This window comes from Streptomyces actinomycinicus (assembly GCF_016741775.1).
Taxonomy (GTDB): Bacteria; Actinomycetota; Actinomycetes; order Streptomycetales; family Streptomycetaceae; genus Streptomyces; species Streptomyces actinomycinicus.
In genome coordinates this window covers 1-256 of sequence record NZ_JAERRK010000101.1, presented here as the reverse complement: position 1 = coordinate 256, position 256 = coordinate 1, and the positions used below count along the sequence as shown (strand labels likewise).

Sequence of the window (256 nt, the reverse complement as noted above, 5' to 3'; positions counted from 1 at the left end):
GATGCCGCTGCCGATCTTCCTGGCGCACCGCCTGTCTAAGCGCCTCTCCGAGGTCCGCAAGAACGGCACCATCCCCTACCTGCGCCCCGACGGCAAGACGCAGGTCACCATCGAGTACGACGGCGACAAGGCCGTCCGCCTCGACACCGTGGTCGTCTCCTCGCAGCACGCCTCCGACATCGACCTGGAGTCGCTGCTCGCCCCCGACATCCGCGAGTTCGTCGTGGAGCCCGAGCTGAAAGCGCTCCTGGACGAG

Annotated in this window: 1 pseudogene; it reads left to right on the top strand. The window is 67.6% G+C overall.

Going from position 1 to position 256, the window contains the following annotated elements:
- Positions 1-256: pseudogene (locus JK359_RS38685) on the top strand (methionine adenosyltransferase); the annotation flags it as partial.